This window comes from Polymorphospora sp. A560 (genome assembly GCF_045781765.1).
GTDB lineage: Bacteria > Actinomycetota > Actinomycetes > Mycobacteriales > Micromonosporaceae > Polymorphospora > Polymorphospora lycopeni.
The window spans coordinates 995,721-1,015,407 of the sequence record NZ_CP122282.1 but is presented as its reverse complement, the minus strand read 5'-3'; the positions used below and the strand labels follow the sequence as shown (position 1 = coordinate 1,015,407).

At 73.5% G+C, this 19,687-nt stretch carries 13 protein-coding genes; 5 read left to right on the top strand and 8 right to left on the bottom strand.

Going from position 1 to position 19,687, the window contains the following annotated elements; translation table 11 throughout:
• Window positions 1–233: 233 nt before the first annotated feature.
• On the bottom strand, window positions 234–1,334 hold the full coding sequence (locus tag QCD66_RS04740) for a mannose-1-phosphate guanylyltransferase (RefSeq protein WP_364215956.1): 1,101 nt from the start codon (window positions 1,332–1,334) through the stop codon (window positions 234–236).
• Window positions 1,335–1,437: 103 nt separating this feature from the next.
• Window positions 1,438–2,595: a glycosyltransferase family 4 protein gene (locus QCD66_RS04735; RefSeq protein ID WP_375736641.1), complete on the bottom strand. Its 1,158-nt coding sequence runs from the start codon at window positions 2,593–2,595 to the stop codon at window positions 1,438–1,440.
• 249 nt (window positions 2,596–2,844) lie between these two features.
• On the opposite strand from QCD66_RS04735, the gene QCD66_RS04730 reads away from it, so the two are divergent.
• On the top strand, window positions 2,845–3,537 hold the full coding sequence (locus tag QCD66_RS04730) for a TIGR03089 family protein (RefSeq protein WP_375736642.1): 693 nt from the start codon (window positions 2,845–2,847) through the stop codon (window positions 3,535–3,537).
• Window positions 3,538–3,571: 34 nt separating this feature from the next.
• Here the strand turns inward: QCD66_RS04730 and QCD66_RS04725 are convergent, their stop codons facing one another.
• The 3 genes from QCD66_RS04725 to QCD66_RS04715 all read right to left on the bottom strand — a co-directional run bounded on the left by QCD66_RS04725 (window position 3,572) and on the right by QCD66_RS04715 (window position 7,432).
• Window positions 3,572–3,958 (bottom strand): hypothetical protein, encoded by a 387-nt coding sequence (locus QCD66_RS04725; protein WP_364215947.1) that lies wholly within the window; start codon window positions 3,956–3,958, stop codon window positions 3,572–3,574.
• Between the two features lie 38 nt (window positions 3,959–3,996).
• The gene (locus QCD66_RS04720) at window positions 3,997–5,967 is read right to left on the bottom strand and encodes an acetoacetate--CoA ligase (RefSeq protein ID WP_407567014.1); all 1,971 of its coding nucleotides are present in this window, start codon (window positions 5,965–5,967) and stop codon (window positions 3,997–3,999) included.
• A 151-nt stretch (window positions 5,968–6,118) separates the two neighbouring features.
• Window positions 6,119–7,432 (bottom strand): acyltransferase family protein, encoded by a 1,314-nt coding sequence (locus tag QCD66_RS04715; protein ID WP_407567013.1) that lies wholly within the window; start codon window positions 7,430–7,432, stop codon window positions 6,119–6,121.
• Between the two features lie 133 nt (window positions 7,433–7,565).
• Between QCD66_RS04715 and QCD66_RS04710 the strand changes: the two genes are divergently transcribed.
• The gene (locus QCD66_RS04710; RefSeq protein WP_364215939.1) at window positions 7,566–8,174 is read left to right on the top strand and encodes a hypothetical protein; all 609 of its coding nucleotides are present in this window, start codon (window positions 7,566–7,568) and stop codon (window positions 8,172–8,174) included.
• Between the two features lie 107 nt (window positions 8,175–8,281).
• Window positions 8,282–9,478 (top strand): hypothetical protein, encoded by a 1,197-nt coding sequence (locus tag QCD66_RS04705; protein WP_375736645.1) that lies wholly within the window; start codon window positions 8,282–8,284, stop codon window positions 9,476–9,478.
• Window positions 9,479–9,551: 73 nt separating this feature from the next.
• Here the strand turns inward: QCD66_RS04705 and QCD66_RS04700 are convergent, their stop codons facing one another.
• A complete protein-coding gene (locus tag QCD66_RS04700) occupies window positions 9,552–10,715 on the bottom strand; it encodes an acyl-CoA dehydrogenase family protein (RefSeq protein WP_375736646.1) in 1,164 nt (387 codons plus the stop codon).
• Window positions 10,716–11,017: 302 nt separating this feature from the next.
• On the opposite strand from QCD66_RS04700, the gene QCD66_RS04695 reads away from it, so the two are divergent.
• Together QCD66_RS04695 and QCD66_RS04690 are read left to right on the top strand one after the other, a co-directional pair.
• On the top strand, window positions 11,018–12,445 hold the full coding sequence (locus QCD66_RS04695; protein ID WP_364215931.1) for a UDP-glucose/GDP-mannose dehydrogenase family protein: 1,428 nt from the start codon (window positions 11,018–11,020) through the stop codon (window positions 12,443–12,445).
• A 329-nt stretch (window positions 12,446–12,774) separates the two neighbouring features.
• Window positions 12,775–17,829 (top strand): SCO7613 C-terminal domain-containing membrane protein, encoded by a 5,055-nt coding sequence (locus QCD66_RS04690; protein WP_407567012.1) that lies wholly within the window; start codon window positions 12,775–12,777, stop codon window positions 17,827–17,829.
• A gap of 177 nt (window positions 17,830–18,006) precedes the next feature.
• On the opposite strand, the gene purE is transcribed toward QCD66_RS04690, so the two are convergent.
• Together purE and QCD66_RS04680 are read right to left on the bottom strand one after the other, a co-directional pair.
• Window positions 18,007–18,519, bottom strand: coding sequence for a 5-(carboxyamino)imidazole ribonucleotide mutase (gene purE, locus QCD66_RS04685; protein WP_375734229.1), 513 nt, complete (start codon window positions 18,517–18,519; stop codon window positions 18,007–18,009).
• Window positions 18,516–19,682, bottom strand: coding sequence for a 5-(carboxyamino)imidazole ribonucleotide synthase (locus tag QCD66_RS04680; protein WP_375734230.1), 1,167 nt, complete (start codon window positions 19,680–19,682; stop codon window positions 18,516–18,518). Before QCD66_RS04680 ends, purE begins: the two co-directional genes overlap by 4 nt.
• Between the last annotated feature and the right edge of the window lie 5 nt (window positions 19,683–19,687).

Genomic DNA, 19,687 nt, shown 5'->3' with positions numbered 1-19,687 from the left:
CGCACTCTACCGAGTGCCTATGACCTGCGTCTTTCGGCTCAGACTGAAAGACCTCGACGGTCCGGCGGCCCGGCCGTCATGCTCTTGACCTGGGCCGGGGAGGGTGCGAGCCGCCCGGACGTCCACCACGAGGGTCTGCGGCCCTTGCTCCGCAGAGGTGGCGTCCGGGCGCACGTCCATGTCCGCACCCGAAAGCCCGGCCGGCGGTTTCCCGGCCGAGCCCGGCCGCCGCCTCAGACAAACCTCTCGTCGCCGCGCTGCTTCAGCGTGTCGACAAGCTTCTTCACATCCTGGGCCCGGTCCCGTGGGCAGATCATGAGGGCGTCGGGGGTGTCGACCACGACCAGGTCGCGTACGCCCAGCGCGGCCACGAGGCGGCCGGACTGCGGCACGACCACGAGCCCCTCGGTCTCGTGCAGCAGCACGACCGGCTTCGTCTCGGTGGATTCGCCGGCCACGACCACGTTGCCCGCCGCGTCGCCGGGAATAACCTCACCCAGGGTGTGGAAGTCGCCGACGTCGTTCCAGCCGAAGTCGCCCGGTACGGTGCCGACCCGGCCGGCCGCCGCGGCACCCTCCATGACGGCGTAGTCGACCGAGATCTTCGGCAGCGTCGGCCACACCTCGTGGAGCACCTCTTCGCGCTCGCGGCTGTGCCAGACCCGGGCGATGCGGGTCAGGCCGGTGTGCAGCTCGGGCTGCTGGCGGGCGAGTTCGGCGAGGAAGACGTCGGTGCGCCAGACGAACATGCTGGCGTTCCACAGGTGGTGGCCGGAGCGAAGATAGGTCTCGGCCACGGCGGCGGGCGGCTTCTCCTTGAACTCCTCGACCCGGTGCACCGGGCCGTCGCCGATCGGATCGCCGAACTGTAGGTAGCCGTAGCCGGTCTCGGCCCGCGTCGGCTTGATGCCGATCGTCATCAGCAGGCCCTGCTGCGCGCCGGTGATCGCCCGGCGCACCGTCTCGACCCAGCGCTGCGGATCGCCGATCAGGTGGTCGGCGGCGAACGAGCCCATCAGGGCGTCCGGTTCACGCTCGGCGACGACGGCGGCCGCCAGCGCGATCGCCGCGCAGGAGTCACGCGGCGTCGGCTCGACGAGAATGTTCTCCTCCGGAACCTCGACCAGTTGCCGGGCGACGGCGGCCACGTGCGCGGCGCCGGTGACCACGATGGTGTGGTCGGGCGTGGTCAGCGGGCCGAGCCGTTCGACCGTCGCCTGTAGCAGGGACGACGACGTGCCGGTCAGCGGGTGGAGGAACTTGGGATGACCGGCGCGGGACAACGGCCAGAGGCGGGTGCCGCTGCCGCCTGCCGGGATCACGGCGAAGAACATCAGGACATCATGCCGAACGGCTACCTTTCTCACGCATACCGGGGTTCACCCTGCGTGATGGAGTGTCGTCCGGCGGTCTGTCGTCCCCTCGCGACGGTGCGGGTCAGTCCGTACGCCCCCGGGACGCCCGGCTCCAGGCGGCGACGTGCACCTCCGCACTGGACTGCCAGGTGAATTCCTTGGCCCGGTCGAAGCCGGCCTTGGCCAGGGTCAGCCGGCGCGACTCGTCGTCGAGCAGCGCCGCGAGGTCGATCGCGATCTGGTCCGGGTCCTCGCTGGTGTACGCGACCGCGTCACCGCCGACCTCGGGCAGCGAGAGCCGCGGCGTGGTCAGTACGGGCGCGGCGCAGGCCATCGCCTCCAGGATCGGCAGGCCGAACCCCTCCCCGTACGACGGGTAGGCGGCGACGAGCGCACCGCCGAGGAAGCCGGGCAGGTCGGCGTAGCGCAGGTAGCCGGGACGCAGCAGGCGCAGGTGGCCGGGTACGTCGGCGGCGGCCCGGTCGATGTCGTCGTCGTGCCCCTGGCCACCGGCGACGACGAGGGCGGGCGGGTTGGGCAGGTCGTGCACGGCCCGTACCCAGCCACGGATCAGGTTGGGCACGTTCTTGCGGGGCTCCTTGGCACCGAGGAAGGCGACGTAGCCCGAGCCACCGAGCCCGAGCCGGGCCCGGACCCGCGCCTTCTCCTCCTCGGTCGGGGCGTGGAACGCGGCGTGGTCGACGCCGTGGTAGGCGACGTCGATGCGGGTGGGGTCGGCGTCGAGCAGCCGGATCAACTCGTCGCGGGTCGCCTTGCTGGGCACGATCACCCGGTCGGCGCGGCGCAGCGAGGTCTTGATCGCGCTGCGGAAGAAGGTCCGCCGCGATTTGTCGTAGTGCTCGGGCTCGGTGAAGAAGGTCGCGTCGTGCACGGTCACCGTGACCGGACAACCCGCCCGCAGCGGACAGGTGTAGAACGGCGAGTGCAGCACGTCGGCGCCGACCTGCTGGGCGAGCAGGGGCAGCCCGGTCTGCTCCCAGGCGAGCCGCGCGGGCCGGTGCGCGACGGCGGCCGGGGCGGCGATCACCTCGGCCGCGGGCAGCATCCGGCGGTAGCGCTCGTGGTCGGTGCGCAGGCTCACCACGACCAGTTCGACCGCTGGTCCGCCCGCCTGCCCGAGGGCGCCGAGCAGCCCGTCCACGTATCTCCCGACGCCGCCACGGTCGGCGGGGACGCTGGTGGCGTCGACTAGAACGCGGGGCGGGCGACCGGCGGTCACTGGGCAACTCCTCGACTGTGCGTTGGCCTGTATGGGGCATCTCGCCACTTCGGCACATCTCATGCCGGAACGGCGCTGCCAGGTGCCGAACCGTGTGGCATACGACACTCGCGCACCAGCCTACGCCGCGCCCGCGCGGACCCGACGACGGCAACGCGATCGAGGATGGCCTTTCCCAACCTGTTAACTTGCGGGCCACCGCCGGGCCTGCCACCGTCGGCACGACCACGATGGGTATCGTCGCCCGCGATGAACGACGACATTGCCGGCCGGTTCGCCGCGACCGTCGCGGCCGACCCCACCCGCCCGCTGCTGACCTGGTACGACGACGCGACCGGCGACCGCACCGAACTGTCCGGCGCCACGCTGGCGAACTGGGTGGCCAAGACCGCCAACCTGCTCGTCGACTCGGCCGGACTGGCCCCGGGAGACACCGCCGCCGCCCTGCTCCCGCCCCACTGGCAGACCGCCGCCGTGCTGCTCGGCTGCTGGTCCGCCGGCGTGTCGGTGGCATTCGACGGGCCCGCCCCGGTCGACGTGCTCTTCGCCGCCGCGGACCGGGTCGACGAGGCGGCCGCCTGGCCGTCCGGTGACCGCTTCGCGCTGTCGCTGGCCCCGATGGCGATGCCGCTGCGCGAGGTGCCGGTCGGCTGGGTCGACTACGTGGTCGAGGTACGGGCCCACGGCGACCACTTCACGCCGTACCCACGGCGGGACGGGCAGGGCGCGGACCTGGCGGTGCGGGCGGTGGCCAGGGCGGCGGAACTGGGGTTGTCGGCCGGCGACCGGGTGCTCCTCGACGCCGCCCGGCACCCCGAGCCGCTGGACTGGCTGCTCGCCCCGCTGGTGGCCGGCGCCAGCACCGTCCTGTGCGGCCGGCTGGACCCGGACCGGCTGCCCGGCCGGGTCGCCGCCGAACGGGTCACGGTCACGCTGGCCTGACCCGCGGCGACCGGCGCCGCCGCCGGTCCTCAGGTCACAGCTCGGCCGGGACGACCTCGCGCAGCGAACCGTCCTCGGCACACACGAAGAAGCCGGCCCGGTCACCGAGCCACGGCCGGTCCAGGACCTCCTCGGCGCTGAGCACCTTGTCCTGGAGATCCAGGATCACGTACGCGCTGCCGCCCGGGCCGCCGTCGCGCCAGCCGGGCTCGTAGAGGCGGTCGACGAGCTGGTCCCGCCGACGCGGGCAGAGCACCCCGCCGGCCACCCACTCGCCGGGCACCCGGTACCAGAAGGTCCGGGTGACCCGCGCGTGCGGGCTGAACGAATGGTGGCCACCGACACGCGTGCCGAGCGTGTCGGTGATGGTCAGCCGCAGGTAGATGCCCACGAAGATGAAGACGCACGGTCCCGTCGGCACGTTGCCACACGACCGGCTGGTCTCCGCCGGCCGATGGGTCAGCCGGCGTTCCGCTCCTTGGCGAACCGTTCGAAGGCGGTCAACGACTCCGGATTCGCCAGGGCACCCTTCGCCGCCGCCGACTCGACCGGGGTGCCGGTGAGGATCTTCTTGACCGGCACCTCCAGCTTCTTCGCCGACAGGGTGCGCGGCACCGCGCCCACCTGGTGGATCTCGTCCGGCACGTGCCGCGGCGACAGCGCCGTACGCAGTTCCCGGCAGATCCGGCGGCGCAGCTCGTCGTCCAGCTCACGACCGCCCTGGAGCACCACGAACAGCAGCAGTTCGCCCGCGCCGCCCTCGTCGTCCTCCAGGTGCACGACCACCGAGTCGGCGACCTCGTCGAGCCCCTCCACCACGGAATAGAACTCGGCGGTGCCCAGGCGTACCCCGCCCCGGTTGAGGGTCGCGTCGGAGCGACCGGTGATGACGCAGGTGCCCCGCTCGCTGACGGTGATCCAGTCACCGTGCCGCCACACGCCCGGATAGACGTCGAAGTACGCCTCGCGGTAGCGCCGCCCGTCGGTGTCGCCCCAGAACCCGACCGGCATGCTCGGCATCGGGGCGGTGATCACCAGTTCGCCCAGTTCGCCGACGACCGGCGTGCCGTCGGCCGAGCGGGCCTCGACCTTCGCGCCCAGGCACCGGCAGGCGATCTCGCCGGCGTGCACCGGCAGCAGCGCGACCCCGCCGACGAAGCCGGTGCAGACGTCGGTGCCGCCGGACAGCGACTGGAGTTGCAGGTCGGGGTTGACCGTCTCGTAGACCCAGCGGAACCCCTCGGCCGGCAGCGGCGCCCCGGTCGAGCCGAGGCCGCGCAGCGCCCGCAGGTCGGCGACCTCCGACGGCACCAGCCCGGCCTTGCGGCAGGCCAGCAGGAAGGGTGCGGAGGTGCCGAAGTAGGTGGTGCCGGTCTCCTCGGCGAGCCGCCACAGCGCGTCGAGCCCGGGGTGGGCCGGATTGCCGTCGAACAGCACGATGGCCGCACCGACCGCCGGGCCACTGACCAGGAAGTTCCACATCATCCAGCCGGTGGTGGAGAACCAGAGGAACCGGTCTCCCGGGCCGAGGTCGTGGTGCAGGGCGAGCATCTTCAGGTGCTCGAGCAGGATGCCGCCGTGTCCGTGCACGATCGGCTTGGGCAGCCCGGTGGTGCCCGACGAGTACAGCACGTAGAGCGGGTGGTCGAACGGCACAGCCTCGAAGGCCAGCGGCTCGTCGGTGTCGGCGGCAAGGTCCGACCAGGTCAGCGTCCCGTCGCCGGTCGCGGCCGGGTCCAGATACCCCAGCAACACCGTGTGTACGACCGACGGCAGCGCCGCCCGGATCGCGGCGACCTCGGCCCGCCGGTCGATGGGCTTCTCGCCGTAGCGGTAGCCGTCGACGGCCACCAGCACCGTCGGCTCGATCTGCTGCCACCGGTCGGTGACGCTGCGGGTGCCGAACTCCGGCGCGCACGACGAGAAGATCGCGCCGAGGCTCGCGGTGGCGAGCATCAGCACGAAGGTCTCCGGGATGTTCGGCGCGTACGCCGCGACCCGGTCGCCGGGGCCGACCCCCAGCCGGCGCAGGCCGGCGCGGACCCGCCGTACCCGCTCGCGCAGTTGCGCGGCGGTCAGGGTGACCGGTGCCCTGGTCTGGCTGTGTGCCACGACCACCGGGGCGTCGTCGGCGAGGCCCGGCATCCGCAGCACGTGTTCGGCGTAGTTGAGGGTGGCGCCGGGGAACCAGCGGGTGCCGGGCATCGCGGGATCCTCGACGGTGGCGGTCGGCGCGGTGTGCGCGATCACCTCGAAGTAGTCCCAGATCGACCGCCAGAAGGCGTCGAGGTCGGTGACCGACCAGCGCCACAGCTCCTCGTAGTCGGCGAAGTCGAGGCCGCGTCGCTCCCCGAGCCACCTCAGGTAGTCGCCGATACGTGTGTGTTCGCGCACATCGGCCCGCGGCGTCCAGAGGATCTCGCCCTGCACCGTCGCCCTCCTCCCCGGCCGGCACGGCGGTGTGCCGACCCGTGCCGACATCCTGCCCTACCCCGGACGGTCATTGTCTGGCCGTCGGGCGGGCGGCGACGCGTGGGCGCTCCACACAGTTGGCCGCCGACCATGTCGGCGGCGGCCATGATCAGGGGTCGCGACGCCGGTCCGCGCCGGCCGCCGCCGGGCGTGGGCCCCGTTCCCGCGGCGGCCAACTCTGCTCGGGTACGGTCCGCGTGCCGGCCGGGCGGCCGGCGACGGTGACCATGCGCTGCTCGCCGGTGCCCGCGGCGCCGCGGTCCGGGTCGACGGCGACCGGCGCGGTGCGGATCGGCGGGCCGGCGGCCGAGGTGGCGACGGCCGGGGCCCGGTCGGTCGGCCCGCGCAGGTCGGCGAACGACTTCTTGAGCAGCCGGCGCAGCAGCGGCATCAGGGGACGTTCGACGAGGCGGTACACCAGCCACGCGACGACCAGCGTGCCGGCCGTCGTCGCGCCGAGCAGCACCCACTGGTCGACGCTGTCCCGCCACTGCACGATCGCCATCAGGCCGAGCTTGTGCGTCAGGTAGAGCGGATACGTCAACGCCCCGGCGAGCGTCAGCCAGCGCCACCGGACGGCGGGCAGCCAGCCGAGCCCGATCGCGGCCACGACCAGGAAGAACGCCGTGATCAGAGCGGCCACCACCGGCCACGACAGCCCCTGGCCGGCGAAGCCGCCCATCGCGTTGATCTGCTCGGTGATGTCGTACTGCGCCCGGAGCAGGGACACCCCGACGATGCCCCACAGGAGCAGGTTCTGCCCGAACCGGGTCATCAGGTAGATGGCGACGCCACCGATGAAGTAGCTGGAGTAGCGGGGGTTGAGGAAGAGGTTGACGACCGGGTTGTCGGCGTACAGGGCGAAGACCGAGGCGACCGTCCACAGCAGGCAGAACGCCACCACCCGGCGGTAGGTCAAACCGCGCCACACGACGAGCGCGAAGAGCAGGTAGAAGCAGAGTTCGATCCAGAGCGTCCAGTAGACGCCGTCGACCCGCGGCGCCCGTACGGCGTCCTGGAGCATGGTCAGGTTGAGCAGCGCGGCCCGGATCGACGGGACCGGCTCCGGCGACTCGAACAGGCGCAGCGCGACGGTGGTGACGATCACCGCCAGCCAGTACGCCGGGTAGAGCCGGCTGGCCCGGGAGACGAAGAAGTCGCCGAGCGACCTGCCCCAGGCGCTCATGCAGATGACGAAGCCGCTGATCACGAAGAACAGTTCGACGCCGAGCCAGCCGTACGAGGCGATCAGGTGCAGCACCGGGAAGAGGGGACGCGGGTCCTCTCCCCAGGCGTCACGGCCGGTCGCCACGAAGTGGAAGAGAACCACCATGAGGGCGGCAACGAACCGCAGGCCGTCCAGGCTGGCGAGACGACCCTTTTGTCCATTATTGGCGAGGTACGTTGGGGAGGGACTGGACACCTGGCGACCCTAACCGATCGGTATATGTCCGTACTCTTCAGGTTATTTACACTAGTCGATCGCGGGTGATTCCGCCCCTCGACAGCGCCGTCACCTGGTCCTCCGGGTGGCACGCGGCGGATACGGTGCGTGAATGCGACATATCCTGAGCCTGCTCGCCGGGGCGGTTGCCGCACCCCTGGCCTGGGTGCTCGTCGCGCTCGGGCAGGGCGGTTCCAGTCGTACCGTCTCGGCCTGGTTCGAGGCGGACCGGTTCAACGGGGCCGACCTCGTCCAACCGGCGGTCTACCTGGGCGCCGGCGGGATCGTCCTCGGCCTGGTCGCCACGTTGCGGATCTCACCGCTCGGGCCACTCCTCGCCGGCCTGTTGCTGCTCTTCCCGTACGCGGCGCTGTTCGCCGACCCGTTCGCGGTGCGCGACGCCGTACCCGCCGGCTGGCGACTCTTCGGCGACCCGGTCGACCTGCGCCAGCCGCTCGAGAACGGCACGCTCTTCTTCCTCGGCGGCCTGCTCGTGATGGCGACGTTCAGCGCGAAGCGGTGGCGGCGCTGGCCGCGGCCGGTGGTGCTGCCCCCGCCGCCGGCCGGCTATCCGCCGCCCGGCTACGGCGAGCGGAGCCACGACGACCCGACGCTCGACTGGCCGACCGGGCCGCCCGACCAGGAGGCCCGGCCGCCGAGCCTCGGTTACCCGTACGACCCGCCACCACCCCCTCCGGCCCCCCACTCGGGCTCGCCGTAGGGCCAGGTCAGAGCCCCGATCGCCGGCCCGGCGGGGGCCGCGCGGATGATCAACGGCCTTGCCCGACCGGAGTACGGTGCCGATGGCGGCAACCCGTAGGAGGTCGGATGCGCCACATCGGATCGCTGGCCCTGGCCCTGCTCGTCACCCCCCTCACCTGGGTGCTGACCGCGATCGGGCTGACCGCGTACGCCCGGGCCGGAGCGGGCCCCGGGCCGGAGGTGTTCCTCGGTCTCCTCGCCCTGCTCGGTGCCGGTGGACTGCTCGCGCTGCTGCTGCTCCCCCGGTCCTCTCCGGCCGGGCCGATCCTGGCCGGGCTGCTGCTGCTCGCGATGACCGCCTGGGCCACCGTCGACCTCCCGGCGCTACGCCGCGTGCTGCCGGACGACCTGTTCGGCCTCGACCTCACGCTGGCGTCACCGGCCGGCGGCCTCGCGGCGGTGCTGGCCGTGCCGCTGCTCGCCACCGGGCTCAGCCCACGCCGCTGGCGCGGCCAGGATCGGGTGCCGGCGGTTTCCGCCCCGCCACCGCCCGGGTCGTACGCCCCGCCGCACCCGGCGCCCGGCGACGCGACCGTTCACCTGGCGCCGAGCCCCGCCTCGGGTGTCCCCGGGTTCGCGCCGCGGACCGGGCCGGCCGCCGGATCCACCCCATCACCCGCCGGGTTCCCGTCACCGCCCGCCAGGTTCGCACCGGCCGCCGGGGACGCCGGACGGTCGGCCCCGGCCGGCACCGAGCCGGCGCCCGCAGTACCCACCCCGGCCAACGCCGCACCCACTTCCGGGGTGCCGGCCCCGGCCGGGCTCCCGCCGCTCCGGCCGGCGGGGCGCGAACTGGACACCGACGCCACCGCCCGCCTGTCGCCGCCGGCGGTCCCGGCATTCGTGGCGCCCGATCAGCCAACCTCCGACCTGCGGAAACCGGCGCAGCCGGACGCCGAGGCCACCATGGCGCTGGGCACGCCGTCGCCCGAGCCGGACACCGCCGCCGTCGCGGTCCCGTTCCGTGCGCCCGCGTCCGCCGCCGACGGCGAGGCCACCACGGTGCTCCGCCCGCCCGGCGACGAGCACCCCACGGTCGCCACGCCGACGACCGGCGAACCCGCTCCTGCCCGGCCGGCCATGGCCGACGAGGTCACCGAACGGATCGGGGCCACCGGACGCATCGACGAGGTGACGGAGCGGATCGACGAGGTGACCGCCCGGCTGCGCGACACACCGCCGCCACCGGCGGCGTACCCGCCGCCCGGCCATTCGACGCCGACCGCGCCGCCGGTCGATCCGGACGTGACCCGGCGCCTGTGACGAACCTCCGCCGGCCGGACGGACCAAGCCGGCCGGACGAGCTGAGCCGGCCGGACGAACCTGAGCCGGCCGGTCAGCCCTGCAGCAACTGCCGCGCCATCACGATCCGCTGCACCTGGTTGGTGCCCTCGTAGATCTGGGTGATCTTCGCGTCGCGCATCATGCGCTCCAGCGGGTAGTCCCGGGTGTAGCCGTACCCGCCGAGCAGTTGCACCGCATCGGTGGTGATCTCCATGGCGGCGTCCGAGGCAAAGCACTTCGCGGCCGCGCCGAAGTACGTCAGGTCGGCGTCGCCGCGCTCGGACCGGCCGGCGGCGGCGTACGTGAGCTGGCGGGCCGCCTCCAGCTTCATGCCCATGTCGGCGAGCATGAACTGGATGCCCTGGAAGTCGGCGATCGGCTTGCCGAACTGGTGGCGCTCCTTGACGTAGCCCTTGGCGTAGTCGAGCGCGCCCTGGGCGATGCCGACGGCCTGGGCCGCGATGGTGACCCGGGTGTGGTCGAGGGTCTGCATGGCGGTGGCGAAGCCGGTGCCGGGCGCGCCGATCATGCGGTCGGCGGGGATGCGTACGTTGTCGAGGTAGACCTCGCGGGTCGGTGAGCCCTTGATCCCCAGCTTCTTCTCCGGTGCACCGAAGCTGACTCCCGGGTCGGACTTGGCGACCACGAACGCGGAGATGCCCCGGGAACGGGCGGCCGGATCGGTCACCGCGAAGACCGTGTAGTACTCGGAGACCCCGGCGTTGGTGATCCACCGTTTCACGCCGTTCAGGACGTAGTGTTCTCCGTCACGCTCGGCCCGGGTCGACATCGAGGCGGCGTCACTGCCCGCGTCCGGCTCGGACAGGCAGTACGAGAACATCGCCTCGCCGCTGGCGACCGGCGTCAGGAAGCGCCGCTTGAGGTCTTCGGAGCCGGCCAGCAGCAGCGGCATGGTGCCCAGCTTGTTGACCGCCGGGATCAGCGAGGACGACGTGCAGGCCCGGGCGACCTCCTCGATCACGATGGCAGTGGCCAGCGCGTCGGCGCCGGCGCCGCCGTACTCGACCGGGATGTGCGGGGCGTGGAAGTCGGCGGCGCGCAGGGCGTCGTACGACCCGGTCGGAAACTCGCCGGTCTCGTCGGCGTGCGCGGCGTTCGGGGCCACCTTGGCATCGCAGACCGCACGGACGGCCGCCCGGATGTCGGAGTGCTCTTCCGGAAGCCGGTATGCGTCGAACAGCGCCTCTGTCGTCATTCTGGCCCTCCCCTTGGCCCCCGCGGAACGTATCTGTAGCGTCCTGCTCACGTGTGGGCTGCCACGCGCATGTGAGGATACCGACCATGCTCACGGCAACCCCTACCGCCGCGTAGGCTGAGCCACTAGGGTCGCCTGCGCCACCTCGCGGCCGACGCCGGTTCACGCGGGTCCCGAGGCTGGATCGCGCGGACGAGACAGCCATTGAGACATACAACACAAGATGTCCGAGACAGCGCCGATTGGGCGCCCCCCGACTGCGACGCAACAAGCGCCGCCCTGTGCGAGCGGAGAATCCACGCGTGACGATCCCGTACCCGAGTAGCCAGCCCATGCCGGCCATCCCCGCGGTCTCCCCACCGTCCGGCGCACCGCGCCCGCGGCTGACCTTCCTTGGCACCGGTTACCTGGGTGCGACCTACGCCATCTGCTTCGCCGAGCTGGGCTACGAGGTGATCGGCTTCGACGTCGACGAGGCCAAGATCGCCAAGCTGGCCGCCGGTTCGGTGCCGTTCCACGAGCCCGGCCTGGACGAGCTGCTGCGCCGCAACCTGGCCGCCGGCCGGCTGCGGTTCAGCACCTCCTACCAGGAGACGGCCGAGTTCGGCGACGTCCACTTCATCTGCGTCGGGACCCCGCAGCGGGCCGACGGGATGGGCGCCGACCTGTCTTACGTCGAGACCGCCGTCACCGGCCTCGCGCCGCACCTGTCCCGCAAGGCGCTGATCGTCGGCAAGTCCACCGTCCCGGTCGGCACCGCCGAGTGGGTCGAGCAGCTCGTCGGCAAACACTCCCCCGCCGACCTCGGCATCGAGGTGGCCTGGAGCCCCGAGTTCCTGCAGGAGGGCTTCGCCGTCGAGGACGTGCTGCGGCCCAACCGCATCGTCGTCGGCGTGAAGAGCGAGTGGGCCAACGGCATGCTCTACGCCGCGCACAAGGGCGTCTTCGACCTCGCCGCCACCGAGGACCGCGAGGTCCCGCTGGTGGTCACCGACTTCGCCACCGCCGAACTGGTCAAGGTCGCGGCCAACGCGTTCCTGGCCACCAAGATCTCGTTCATCAACGCGATGGCCGAGGTGTGCGAGGTCGCCGGCGGCGATGTGACCCAACTCTCCCGGGCGATCGGTTACGACCCGCGGATCGGCAACCGTTTCCTCCAGGCCGGCCTCGGCTTCGGCGGCGCCTGCCTGCCCAAGGACATCCGGGCCTTCCAGGCCCGCGCCCAGGAGCTGGGTGCCGGGGAGGCGCTGCGCTTCCTGCACGAGGTCGACCTGATCAACCTGCGGCGCCGCACCCGGGTGCTGACGCTCGCCGCCGAACTGCTCGACCGGCGCGTCGGCCCGGCCGGACCGGACCTGTCCGGCACCCGGATCGCCGTGCTCGGCGCCACCTTCAAGCCGAACACCGACGACGTACGCGACGCGCCGTCGCTGGCCGTCGCCGCGATGCTCGCGAAGGCCGGCGCCGACGTGCACCTCTACGACCCGGAGGGCAACGAGAACGCCCGCCGGACGCTGCCGGATCTCAGCTACGAGACCTCGATGAACGCCGCCGTGCAGGACTCCGACCTGGTCTGCGTCCTCACCGAGTGGGCCGACTTCCGCAACGCCGACCCGGTCGCGCTCGGCGAGATCGTCGGCGGCCGCCGGGTGATCGACGGCCGGAACTGCCTCGACTCCACGCTCTGGACCGGTGCCGGTTGGGATTACCGGGGCATGGGTCGCCCCTGATCGACGTTTCGAAGCCGTGGCGCCGGCCATGGCCCCGTGTGGGGCCGTGGCCGGCGTTTTCGTTCGCCGGGCGGCGAGCGCCGATCGAGAAGATGCGCGGACACGCCCGTAAGGACTGTTCAACCCTGACCCGGGTTGGGCATGCTTCGTGGGTGGAGAGTCCACAGTGCAGCGCGGTGCCGGGTTGACAGGGCCTGGCCGACCGTGGCCGACGGTCATGAACGCGTGACCGGAGGCGACGGTACGGCCGGGGGCGCGGTCCGGTGGCCGTGCCGGCGGTCTGCGCGGCGGGATCGTCCCCGGCGGCGACGTGAGGCGAGGAGGTGCCAGTGACCACATACCGGTGCCCCTCGTGCGGTCGGCAGATCGAACCTGCCCCCGAGTGCCCGCACTGCGGTGAGGCGCAGGGAACGTGGGCCGATGATCTGGCCCGCATCGAGCGGTCGATCGCCGAGATGAAGGCCCGCGACGTGGCGATCGCCAAGGAGCAGAAGCAGATCGCCTCGAAGCTTCAGGCGGCCGTCTTCCAGCGGGACATCCTCGCGCACGCCAACGACAAGCGGGCCAAGGGCGCGACCAAGCCACGCCGGGTGCTGCGTCGCCGGCCCGGGCAGCGCCCACCGACCGCCGACGCCGGCCCGCCACCGCCGTGGCGCATCCCACGGCAGACCGGTGGCGGCGACGGGGACCGGCCTCCACCGCCGCCACCGGACGACGCGCCCCGGGTCGCCGATCTCGACGACCCCGAAGCACGTCCCGAGGCGTCGCAGCGCGAGGTGCAGAACATCCTGCTCGGTCTCGGCGCGCTGCTGCTCGGGGTGGCCGCGGTGGTTTTCGCCGTCGTGGCGATCAGCACGCTCGACACGCTGAGCCGAATGACCATCCTGGTCGCCGCCACCGGGCTGCTGCTGCTCGCGGCGCCGCTGATGGCCCGCCGGGCGCTGACCTCGACCGCCGAGACGCTCGCCGGCGTCGGCCTCCTGCTGGTGCCGCTGACCGGCTACGCGCTGTGGACCGCCGAGTCGGTACGCACCGGTGTGCTGTCCGGGGCCGTGTTCGGCGCGCTGACGTTCGCGGTCGCCGCCGGCATCGCGGCCGCGTACACCTCGGCGACCGGGCTGACCGTGCCCCGCTGGGCGACCGTGCTCGCCGTGCAACCGATCATCCCGCTGCTGGCGTACGACTGGATTCTCGGACCGGCCGGCTGGGCGATCACCCTGAGCGCGGTGGCCGCCCTCGACCTCTACCTCGTCCGACTGTTCGCCCAGCCGGGCCGGCTGGTGCTGCCGCCGTGGCTGGGCCGCCGCCCCGGGCCGGTGGCCGACACCGGGACGGGAGCGGCACCCGCCAGCGCCGAACCCGGCACCGACCGGCCGGAAAGCGCACCGGAAGAGGCCGACGCGGTCGTCACCGCCGAGCCGCCGGGCACCGCGAAACGCCGTGCCCGGGATCCGTTCGGCACCTTGGACGCCGACGACACCGGGCAGGCGTTCGCCGACGTCGACGAAGAGCCCGCGAAACCCCGGCCCGCGGAGCCCGTCGCCGCGGCCGCCCCCGCGACGTTCTGGCTGCGTGAGCTGACCTGGGTGCTGCACGGCCTGGCGATCGGTGCCGCGCTGGTCTACGCCGTCGCCGCGCTCGTCGACGCCGACACCGTGCCCGCCGCCGCCCGGGCCGGTGTCACGCTGGTGATCGCCGCCCTGGTCGGGCTGCTCGGCGCCTACACGCTGCGGCAGCCGCCGCTGCCGGATCTGGCCGCCGGCATCCTCACCCTCGCCGTCATCGGGGCCGCCGGCCGGGTGGCGGCTCTCGCCCTGCCCGGCCGCGCGCTGCTGGTCATCGCCGCCGTGATCACACTGACCGGGGTCGGCGTACGCTCCCTGCCCGCCTGGGCCCGGCGCGGGCCGCAGCTGGCCTCGGTCGCCGCTCTCGTCGTCATCGGCGTGGTGGTCGCGGGCAGCGCGATCCGGGCCGCCCTCGCCCCGATCCGGGCCGCGACCCCGGTCTGGGCGGCCGACCTCGTCGACTACCCCCACGTGCTGGCCGAGTCGGTCGCGGCGACCGGATGGCAGCTCGCCGCGACCGCGTTCCTGCTCACCGTCGCCGCCGTCCTGTCGCTGCCGGCGGAGGTGCGCCGGGAGTTCGCCGTCGCCGGCGTGGCCCTCACCGCGCTCGCCGCGCCCGCCTCGCTCGCCCTGCCGTGGTGGGCGGCGCCGTGGCCGCCGGTGCTGGCGGCGATCGGGATCGGCGCGGCCGGGCTGTGGACCGACAGCGACCGGGCCGCCCGGGTGCATCTCGTCGGCGCCGGCCTGGTCGGCTTCGCCGGCGCCGGTGCCGCGCTCGCCCGCCCCGGCCTGACCGCCGCCGCGCTCCTCGCGCTGACCGCCGGCGGTGTGCTCGTCGCCCTGCTGGCCGCCACCGACACGGTCGCCCCGGGCACGGGCGCCGACGTGGTCGGCCCCTGGGCGGCGGGTGGCGCCGCCTTCGCCGCGCCGGGTGCGGTGGCCGCGCTGGTGGCGGCCTCGATACCGGTCGACGCCAACCCGACCACGGGGGAGTTGCAGTCCGCCACCCTGCCGGTGCTCGCCGCGAGCTTCCTCGCCGTCTGCGCCACCCTCGGCTACGCCGCGGTCACCCAGGTCGCGAAGCGGCAGATCAGCCCGCCGCTCGCCCTCGGCAGCGGCCTCGGTGCCCTCGCGGTCGCCGCCGTCGCCTTCGGCGCACCCGGCGCGACGGTGACCGACGCGTGGGTGGCGGCACTGCTCGTCGTGGCCGCCGCCCTCCTCCTGCTCTCCCCGGCGATCGACGCCGGGCGCCGGGCGGACCGGCTCTTCGACGGGCCCGACTTCGCCGCCGCGGCGGCGACCGCCGCCCTGGTGGGCACCCTCGGCCGGATCGCCACGATCCTGCTGCCCGAGGCCGAACTGGTGGTCACCGCCGCGCTGATCCTGGTCGTCGCGTTCGCCGTACGGGCGATGCCGGTGGAGTGGCGGCGCGGCCCGATCCTCGGCGTCACCGTCAGCGGGGCCGTGATCGCCGTGATCGCCGGCTGGACCGCGGTCAGTGGCGGGCTGCGGGTACTGGCCACCCCGGGGGCGATCTGGGCCGGTGACCTCGACGCGTGGCCGGTCGCCGAGGCCGGCGGCACCGGTTGGCAGATGCCCGCCGCCCTGGTGCTGCTGGCCGGCGCCGCCGCGGTGGTGCTCCCCCGCCCGTGGTCGTACGACGTCGCGGGGGTCTGCGTCGCTCTCGCCACCATCGGCACCCCGGCCGCGTTCGGCATGCCGTGGTGGTCACCGATCGTGGTCGGCGGGCTGGTCGCCACCGGCTACGGCATCTTCGCCGTCGCCGCCGCCGATCCACGCGCCGGCCTCACCCGCGCCGCGGTCGCCGCGGCGGTCGCGTTGCACGCGGTCGGCGCGAGCCTCGTCCGGCCGTGGACGACGGCCGCCGCACTCGGGGTGATCGCCCTGGTCGGGACCGTCGTGGCGGTGCTCGCCCGGATGGTCGCCACGCTGCCGGACGACGACGGGCCGGTCGAGTTGCCCTCCGACGCCGACCCGATGCCGCCGCACCTGGCCACGATCGGCGGCGCCGCGACCGGGGGTGCCCTGCTGGCGCTGCCCGGCGCGCTCGCCGCCCTGGCCGCCGAGTTCAACTGGACGGAGGCGGTCGTACTCACCGCCGCGCTCGCCGGGTCGGCCCTGGGCGTGGCGATCCTCGCCCTGGTCAGCCGCGAGGTGCCGCGCTACCTGCCGTACGCGACCATCGGCATCGCGGGTGGCGCCACGGTGACCGCCGCGGTCTCCCTGCCGACCGACGCACCCACCGGCGTGTACGCCGCCGCGGCGGCGCTGCTGGCCGTCCTCGCCGAGTTGCTGCGCGCGGCGACCCCGCCACCCGGTTCCGGGGGCGAGCCGGTGCACCGGTGGACGGTCATGCTCGGCGGGGTGATGCGCCGGCTGCCGGACGCCCCGGTCACCCGGTGGTCGATCAGCCCGGTCCGGGGCGCGATCGTCATCGCCACGGTGCCGACCATCCTCGCGTTCGTCACGATCGCGCCGGCTCTGCTGGCCGCGCTGGTCCAGCCCTACCAGACCCTGTGGCAGATCTGGGAGGGTCCCCCGGCCGGCCCCGGCGCCGCGGTCGTCGAGCCCACGAACGTGCTCACCGCACTCCTGCTCACCGTCGCGACGGCGCTGGCCGCGGTCGGATTCAGCGGCGGGCGGCCGACCGAGGCGATCCCGGTCTCGCTGCCCGGCATCGCCCTCACCCTGCTGATCGCGCCGACCTCGCTCGGGCTCGGCTGGCCCAACGCCACCCTGGCCGCTCTCGCCGTGTTCGCGATCGCGATGCTCGGCCTCGCGCTGACCCCGCCACCGCCCGACACCGACCGGGCCCGCCCCGTACGCGTCGCCCGGGTGATCGTCTTCGTGATCGGGCTCGCCGGCGGTGGGGCCGGCCTGGCCGGCAGCCTGGCCACCGCCGACCTGACGCTGCTCACCCTCGGTGGCGCGGTCGCCGTCGGGGCGGTCGCCGCGATCTTCGGGCGGTCGGCCCGGGCTCGCATCCTGGGCTGGGTGTTCGCCTCGGTCATGGCTCAACTCTTCGTCTTCACGATCGGTGTCGCGGCCGGCTTCGACCCCGCCTGGTCGGCGTTCGGCGTGCTGGGCGTCGGCGCGGTCCTGCTGCTCGTCGCGGCCCGGCTGCCACGACTGCGGCAGCCGGAGGCGACCCGCGAGGCGTCGACGGTGGAGTGGAGCGGGTATTCGGCGGCACTCATCGCGGCGGCGCTGGCATACGACTCCCCCCGCCACGTGGCGGCGTTGCTCGCCGCGTGGGGCGCGGTGCTCGGCGTGGCCGCGATCCGGTCGGGGCGGGGTCCGATGGAGCGCCGCATCCTGTTCTGGGCGGCGGTGGGCTGTGAGATCAGCGCCTGGTGGCTGCTCATGGGACTCGCCGACGTGGCGCTGCCGGAGGCCTACACACTGCCCTTCGCGGTGCTCGCGCTGCTGGTCGGGCTCATGGAGTTGCGCCAGCGCTCCGACCTGGGCAGTTGGGCGGCGTTCGGACCAGCCCTGGTGGCCGCGTTCCTGCCCAGTCTGGTGATCATGATCGCGACCGACACCAGCACCACACGGCGGGTGCTGCTGCTGTTCGGCGCGGTCGCCACCCTCATCGTCGGCTCGGTGACCCGCCGGCAGGCCCCGGTCGTCACCGGGGCGATCGCGACCGCCCTGGTGGCCCTGCACGCGCTGACCCTGGCCGGCGGCTGGTGGCTACTGATCCCGACCGGCATCGTGCTGGTCGCACTCGGCGCCAGCAACGAGCGCCGGCGCCGCACCCAAGATCGGGTCCGGGGGGCGCTCTTCAGGATGAAATGATTGATTCGGATGGTCATCGGGCGTTGGTCGGTGGTTGCGCAGGCCACGTGCCGGGTTTGACCGGACGCTACGCAGGGCCACGTGCCGGGCTCGACCGGACGTTAGGCAGGCCACGTGTGCAGGGGTTGGCCGGCGCTTGCCGTAGCACCGGCTCGGTGGCGTGAGTGGCGGGCGGCCTCAGGCGGTTGGTGCCGGCCGGGTGGTCAGAGTGGCGCGCAGGGCGGCGTCCTTCTCGGCGACCAGTGCCTCCAGGCCCGCCTGGAAGGCGACCATCCGGGCCCGCAGATCCGGGTCGGTGGCGGCGAGCATACGTACGGCGAGCAGTCCCGCGTTACGCGCCCCGCCGATGGACACGGTGGCGACCGGCACGCCGGCCGGCATCTGGACGATGGACAGCAGCGAGTCCATGCCGTCGAGGTGCTTCAGCGGCACCGGCACCCCGATCACCGGCAGCGGCGTCACCGAGGCGACCATCCCGGGCAGGTGGGCGGCGCCACCGGCACCGGCGATGATCACCTTGAGGCCCCGGTCGGTGGCGGCGCGACCGTACTCGATCATCGCGACCGGAGTGCGGTGCGCGGACACGACCCCGACCTCGAAGCCGACCCCGAACTCGTCGAGCGCGTCGGCGGCCGCCTTCATCGTCGGCCAGTCCGAGTCACTGCCCATGATCAGGCCAACGGCGGTCATGCCTCGCTCCCCTCACGCAGCCAGCGCGCGGCGCGTGCCGCCCGGGCCCGTACGTCGGTCAGGTCCTCGCCGAGCACGGTCACGTGCCCGATCTTGCGGCCGGGTCGCACCTGCTTGCCGTAGAGGTGGACCTTGACGCCCGGATCGGCGGCGAACAGGTGGTGCAGCCGTTCGTCGATCGGCATCCCGCCATCGGGGCCACCGAGCACGTTGGCCATCACCACGACCGGCGCGGCCAGCGCGGTCTCGCCCATCGGATAGTCGAGGACGGCCCGCACGTGCTGCTCGAACTGCGACGTCCGGGCCCCCTCGATGGTCCAGTGCCCGGAGTTGTGCGGCCGCATCGCCAGCTCGTTGACCACCAGCCGGGCGGCGCCGTCCGGCCCGGTGGCCTCGAAGAGTTCGACGGCGAGCAGGCCGACGACGCCGAGCGAGGTGGCGATGTCGATCGCCAACTGCTGGGCGCTGAGAGCCAGGTCTTCGGGCAGGTCGGGGGCGGGCGCCAGCACCTCGACGCAGATGCCGTCGCGCTGCACCGTCTCGACGACCGGGTAGACGGCGACCTGGCCGAACGGCGACCGGGCCACCTGCACCGCCAGTTCCCGGCGCAGGTCGACCCGCTCCTCGGCGATCAGCTCGGTGCCGCTGGCAAACAGCTCGGCGGCCTCGTCCGGGCCGGCCAGCAGCCACACGCCCCGGCCGTCGTACCCGCCCCGGGTCGCCTTCACGATCAGCGGCCAGCCGACCTCGGCGCCGAAGCCGGCGAGGTCGTCGGGCCCGGTCAGCGGGCGCCAGCGGGGCACCGGCGCGCCGAGCTGCGCCAGCCGCTCGCGCATCGCCCGCTTGTCCTGGGCGTACAGCAGCGCGTCCGAGCCCGGATAGAGGCGTACGCCTTCGGCCTCCAGGGTCCGGATGTGTCCGGTCGGCACGTGTTCGTGGTCGAAGGTGACGACGTCGCAGCCCTTGGCGAAGGTGCGCAGCGCGGCGAGGTCGGTGTGGTCGCCGTACTGCACGTCGGCGGCGACGAGTGCGGCGCCGTCCTCGGGCGAGGTCGCGAGGACGCGCAGTGACTGGCCGAGGGCGATGGCGGCCTGGTGGGTCATACGGGCCAACTGGCCGCCGCCCACCATGCCGACGGTGGGCAGACCGGTGCGGGTATCCATAACGC